This window comes from Methylomonas sp. BG-2, assembly GCF_057766305.1.
Map to the genome: position 1 here is coordinate 1 of NZ_JBYMAP010000264.1, position 5297 is coordinate 5297.

General features: G+C 56.2%; 4 protein-coding genes and 1 pseudogene. All 5 read left to right on the forward strand.

The features are described 5' to 3' along the window. Nucleotides 1-277, forward strand: a pseudogene (locus AC3B8H_RS18200) (GTPase HflX); the annotation flags it as partial. Nucleotides 278-468: 191 nt separating this feature from the next. After that, on the forward strand, nucleotides 469-1683 hold the full coding sequence (gene hflK, locus AC3B8H_RS18205; protein ID WP_488442960.1) for an FtsH protease activity modulator HflK: 1215 nt from the start codon (nucleotides 469-471) through the stop codon (nucleotides 1681-1683). Further along, entirely contained in the window at nucleotides 1673-2527 is an 855-nt protein-coding gene (hflC, locus tag AC3B8H_RS18210) for a protease modulator HflC (RefSeq protein ID WP_488442961.1), read from the forward strand. The genes hflK and hflC overlap by 11 nt, the downstream gene beginning before the upstream one ends. Before the next feature lie 70 nt (nucleotides 2528-2597). Further along, complete coding sequence (locus AC3B8H_RS18215) at nucleotides 2598-3791, forward strand: ATP phosphoribosyltransferase regulatory subunit (protein WP_488442962.1); 1194 nt, start codon at nucleotides 2598-2600, stop codon at nucleotides 3789-3791. Nucleotides 3792-3805: 14 nt separating this feature from the next. After that, on the forward strand, nucleotides 3806-5101 hold the full coding sequence (locus AC3B8H_RS18220; protein ID WP_488442963.1) for an adenylosuccinate synthase: 1296 nt from the start codon (nucleotides 3806-3808) through the stop codon (nucleotides 5099-5101). Nucleotides 5102-5297: the final 196 nt, after the last annotated feature.

The window sequence follows — 5297 nt, forward strand, 5'->3', positions numbered from 1 at the left end:
CAAGCCAATCGCGGTTTGGATCAGCGCGCGGACCGGACAGGGTTGCGAGCTGCTATTGCAAGCGTTGTGCGAATTATTTGCCAGTAGCAAGGTGGTTAGAAAGTGTTACCTGCCGGCTGCTCAGGCCGGCATTAAAGCCAAACTGTTTGGTTATGTTCGGATACTCGACGAGGTTTGCAACGAAGTCGGCGATTGCGAATTGACCTTGGAGATCGATCAAAAGCATCTGGGTTTGCTAAGGGGTATCGACACCTCTAACCCAACGGAAATGGCCTGATGTGCAACCTCGCATCGGAAAAATTTGCCGCGCCGTTCTGACTTAGTTGTCCCGGTCAGAGTGATTTACGATAGAATGCCGCGTTCTTTGCCTTGTTGATTCCGGTTTTTTCGAGTTGAATCGGCCGGGACAAATTGGTTCGACGGTATGCGGATTTAAAGTTCTCAAATCCAATTTTTGGAGCACTTAGTATGTCTTGGAATGAGCCCGGCGGTGATAAAAAAGACCCCTGGAGTGGTCGCAACGACCAAAACAGTCCTCCCGATCTGGACGAGGTTGTGCGCAACCTGCAGGAAAAACTGGGCGCTCTGTTTGGCGGCGGATCCAACGGCGGCGGCAACCGCACCTCGGGCTCTTCGATGCGCGGTGCGGCTTGGGTTGCCGGCGGCGCGTTGATATTCTGGGGTCTGAGCGGTTTTTATACGGTTGACGAGGGTACCCGCGGCGTCGTGACGCGTTTTGGCGCCTATGTCAGTACGTCGCAACCCGGTTTGAACTGGCACGTGCCGGCACCGATAGAGCAAGTACAAGTCATCAACGTTGAGCAACAACGCTTTATCGAGGTCGGTTATCGTTCGGGTGGCGGTCAGGCCATGGGTTCGGTACCCAAGGAAGCGATGATGCTGACCAAGGACGAAAACATCGTCGATGTCCGGCTGGCGGTTCAATATCAGGTTAAGGACGCCAAGGATTATGCCTTTAACGTACTGGATCCCGCTTCGACTCTGAAGCAAGTCACCGAAAGCGTGCAGCGCGGCGTGATCGGCCGCAGCGATATGGATTTCGTATTGACTGAAGGCCGCAGCGAAATTGTTCAGGAAATCAAGAGCGAGATTCAATCGGTGATGGACGCCTACCGCACCGGTATTTTGATTACCAGCGTCAATTTGCAGGACGCTCAACCGCCCGAGCAAGTGCAGGGCGCTTTTGAAGACGCAATCAAAGCTCGCGAAGACAAACAACGTTTGATCAACGAGGCCGAAGCCTACGCCAATGACGTGGTCCCCAAGGCCCGTGGCGCTGCTTCTCGTATCGTACAGGAATCCGAGGGTTATAAGGAAAAAGTCATTGCCAAGGCCAACGGCGATGTCAGCCGCTTTTCGCAACTGCTCGCCGAGTACAAAAAAGCGCCCGGCGTTACCAAACAACGGATGTATATCGAAACGATGGAGCAAGTCTTGGGACGCGCCAACAACGTGTTGGTGGACGTCAAGGACGGCGGCAACGTTATGTACTTGCCGTTGGACAAGCTGGGTGTCGGTCGCGCCGAAGCGGCGCCAGAGCCGGTTACGAACCATGAGCCGGTCGCCGCTCAACCGACCTTGCCGACGGTCAAGGAATCCAAAACCGATGTGCGGATTAACAGCCGCGAACGCGATGTGAGAGGACGTTACGATGGGAAATAAGGTTATAGTCGCGCTCGGCGCGCTGATCGTCGTGTTGTCGTTGTCGGTGTTTACAGTCGCCGAAACCGAGCGGGTGATTAAATTCCAGCTTGGCGAAATCGTCGGTGCCGATTTTCAACCCGGCTTGCATTTCAAGCTGCCGTTCATCAATAACGTCAAGAAATTCGACGCGCGTATTCTGACCATGGATTCCACGCCGGAACGTTTTTTGACCGCGGAAAAGAAAAACGTCATCGTCGACTCCTTCGTCAAATGGCGCATCGGCGACGTGAAAACTTTTTACACCACGGTGGCCGGTGACGTAAACCAAGCCAACATCCGCTTGGATCAGATCATCAAGGATGCGTTTCGTAGCGAGTTCAGCAAACGCGACATCCGGCAGCTGGTTTCCAGCGACCGTAGCGCGATTCGGGAAGCCCTGATTACCAACGTCTCGCCTCATGCCGCTAAATTGGGCATCAATATCGTCGACGTTCAAGTGAAGCGGATTGATCTGCCGAACGAGGTGAGTTCGTCGGTCTATCAACGGATGGAAGCGGAACGGGCCAGGGTGGCGCGCGAATTTCGTTCGCAAGGTTCCGAGGCCGCCGAGCGGATCCGAGCCGACGCCGACAAGCAGCGAGAGATCATTCTGGCCAACGCCTATCGCGACTCCGAGATATTGCGTGGCGAAGGCGACGCCAGAGCCGCCGAAACTTTTGCCAAGGCTTACGGCGAAGATAGCGAGTTTTTCGCGTTTTACCGTAGCCTGATCGCCTACAAGGAAAGCTTGGGTAAGCCGGGCAATGTGATGGTGTTGGAACCGAGTTCGGATTTCTTCAAATACTTCAAAACTCAAAAATAGTTGCCGCCGAGTTCGGCAAGCCGATAACGCCCCGCTATGCGGGGCGTTTGCTGTAACTGGAACACACGACATGCAAAACAAAGACACCTGGCTGCTGCCCGAGGGCATCGGCGAAGTATTGCCGGAACAGGCCGAACATCTGGAGAGGCTGAGGGCCAAGCTACTCGATACCTTCGCCGCGTGGGGGTATCGCTTGGTGATTCCGCCGTTCGTGGATTTTCTCCGCTCCTTGCTAACCGGTTCCGCCCACGACCTGGAGTCGCAAACTTTTAAACTAACCGATCCGTTGAGCGGCGAGACGCTCGGGGTACGGGCGGATATGACGCCGCAGGTTGCCCGGATCGACGCTCACCATTTGCAACATCCCTGGCCCAACCGGCTGTGCTACGCCGGTACCGTACTGCATGCGGTAGGCGATCCGCTGGAAAAAAGCCGCAGCCCGATGCAAATCGGCGCCGAGTTGTACGGCCACTCCGGACTTGAGAGCGACTACGAAGCGATACAATTGATGTTGGAAATGTTGGCGATCAGCGGTATCCAAAACGTACATCTGGATTTGGGCCATGTTTCGATATATCGGGGCTTGGTCGAGCTGGCCGGCTTGAATTTGGCGCAAGAAGCGGAATTGTTCGATGTGTTGCAACGCAAGGCTGGCGCCGAACTGGGCGAATTGGTCGAACGCTTTCCGGTCGGCGACGGATTTAAAACCATTTTTAACGCGCTACCTAAACTGAACGGCAGCCAGGATGTGCTCGATAAAGCCGCGGCACTGCTGGCCGGTATCGACGCTAACGGCATTTTGGCCGCGGCACTGGCGGATTTGCGCGGGATAGCCGATCGCTTGCGCCGCGACTATCCGGCCTTGTCTCTCAGCTTCGATTTGGCCGAACTACGCGGCTACCATTACCATACCGGCATCGTATTCGCCGCTTTCGTGCCGTCGTTGGGGCGGGAAATTGCTCGGGGCGGACGCTATGACAATGTCGGGCAGGTGTTTGGCCGGGCGCGGGCCGCGACCGGTTTTAGCGCTGATTTGAAGGTACTGGCGACGTTTTACGACGTTGGCGCCGATACGCCGGCGCGGACGGTTTTCGCCCCCTATTGCGAGGATGCCGATCTGCGCGAGAGCGTTCGCGATTTACGGGCATCCGGTGTTCGGGTGATTCAGCAACTGCCGGGGCAGCAGGGCGGGGCCGAAGACATGGGTTGCAACGCGATTTTGGAAAAACAGGCTCAGCGCTGGGTCGTTAAATCATTGGCTTAAGGTTAGAAAAAGTTATGGGAAAAAATGTTGTTGTCATCGGCACGCAGTGGGGCGATGAAGGTAAGGGTAAACTAGTCGATCTGTTGACCGAGCAGGCCGCCGCCGTCGTTCGGTTTCAGGGCGGACACAATGCCGGCCACACCTTGGTGATCAACGGCGAAAAAACCGTGCTGCACCTGATACCGTCGGGCGTGCTGCGGGAGGGCGTGCAGTGTTTGATCGGCAATGGCGTCGTGCTCAGCATGGAAGCCTTGCTCAAGGAAATCGAAATTTTGGAAAAGTCCGGCATTCCGGTGAAAAACCGGCTACAAATCAGCGAGGCCTGCGCGTTGATTCTGCCTATCCATGTGGCGATCGACCAAGCCCGCGAAAAGGCCAGGGGCGACAAAGCCATCGGCACTACCGGTCGAGGTATCGGCCCGGCGTACGAAGATAAAGTGGCGCGGCGCGGTCTGCGAGCCGGCGATCTGCGCAATAGGGATGAATTCGCCGCGCGTCTGAAGGAACTGGTGGATTTCCATAATTTCATGCTGGTTCAGTATTATGGCGCCGAGCCGGTCGATTACGACGCGCTGTTGGCCGACACTTTGCGCTTGGGCGACGTGATTAAGCCGATGCTGACCGATGTCGGCGAGGCGTTGTACGCCCATCAAGCCCAAGGCCATAACGTGTTGTTCGAAGGCGCGCAAGGCGCGTTGCTGGACATCGACCACGGCACCTATCCCTACGTGACCTCGTCGAACACCACGGCGGGCGGCGCGGCCACCGGTAGCGGCGTTGGCCCGCTGGCGCTGGATTACGTGTTGGGTATCACCAAGGCTTATTCAACCCGCGTCGGCAACGGCCCATTTCCGACCGAATTGCTGGACGACTACGGCGATCATTTGGGCGTTAAAGGCCATGAGTTTGGCGCGACCACCGGTCGCAAACGCCGCTGCGGTTGGTTCGACGCGGTGTCGATGCGTAAGTCCGCGCAACTGAACAGCCTGACCGGCATCTGTCTGACCAAGTTGGACGTATTGGACGGTCTGGACAAGATCGGTATTTGTACCGCCTACAAGATCGACGGCGTCGTCACCGACACCGCGCCGCTCGGTGCCGATCAATACGCGGCCTGCGAAGCGGTGATCGAAGAAATGCCGGGCTGGAGCGGCAGTACCGCCGGCATTACCGAATACGAGCAGTTGCCGGCGAATGCCAAAACGTATATTGCGCGCATCGAAGAGTTGGTTGGCGTCAAGGTAACGATTTTATCCACCGGTCCGGACCGCAACGAAACCATTGTGCTGGAACATCCGTTTGAAGTTTGAGGCGGATTAAGGCTAGGGCTTGGGGGCGACCGAAGTCGTATCGGAGTCTATAGACCTATTAAATTTCCGCCGTTTCGAATCACCTAAACGTCGAATAGTGGTATTGCGGGCCTTTTCAGCGAAATATCTATCGAGCTAGGGCGCGCAACTAACCACCAATTCGTCGCTAAATTGCCCGACCTCCTTATCGCCCAGT

What these genes read in the sequence shown, in the direction of transcription:
- hflK (WP_488442960.1), top strand. Translation starts at nt 469, where the DNA reads ATGTCTTGGAATGAGCCCGGCGGTGATAAAAAAGACCCCTGGAGTGGT.
- hflC (WP_488442961.1), top strand. Translation starts at nt 1,673, where the DNA reads ATGGGAAATAAGGTTATAGTCGCGCTCGGCGCGCTGATCGTCGTGTTG.
- AC3B8H_RS18215 (WP_488442962.1), top strand. Translation starts at nt 2,598, where the DNA reads ATGCAAAACAAAGACACCTGGCTGCTGCCCGAGGGCATCGGCGAAGTA.
- AC3B8H_RS18220 (WP_488442963.1), top strand. Translation starts at nt 3,806, where the DNA reads ATGGGAAAAAATGTTGTTGTCATCGGCACGCAGTGGGGCGATGAAGGT.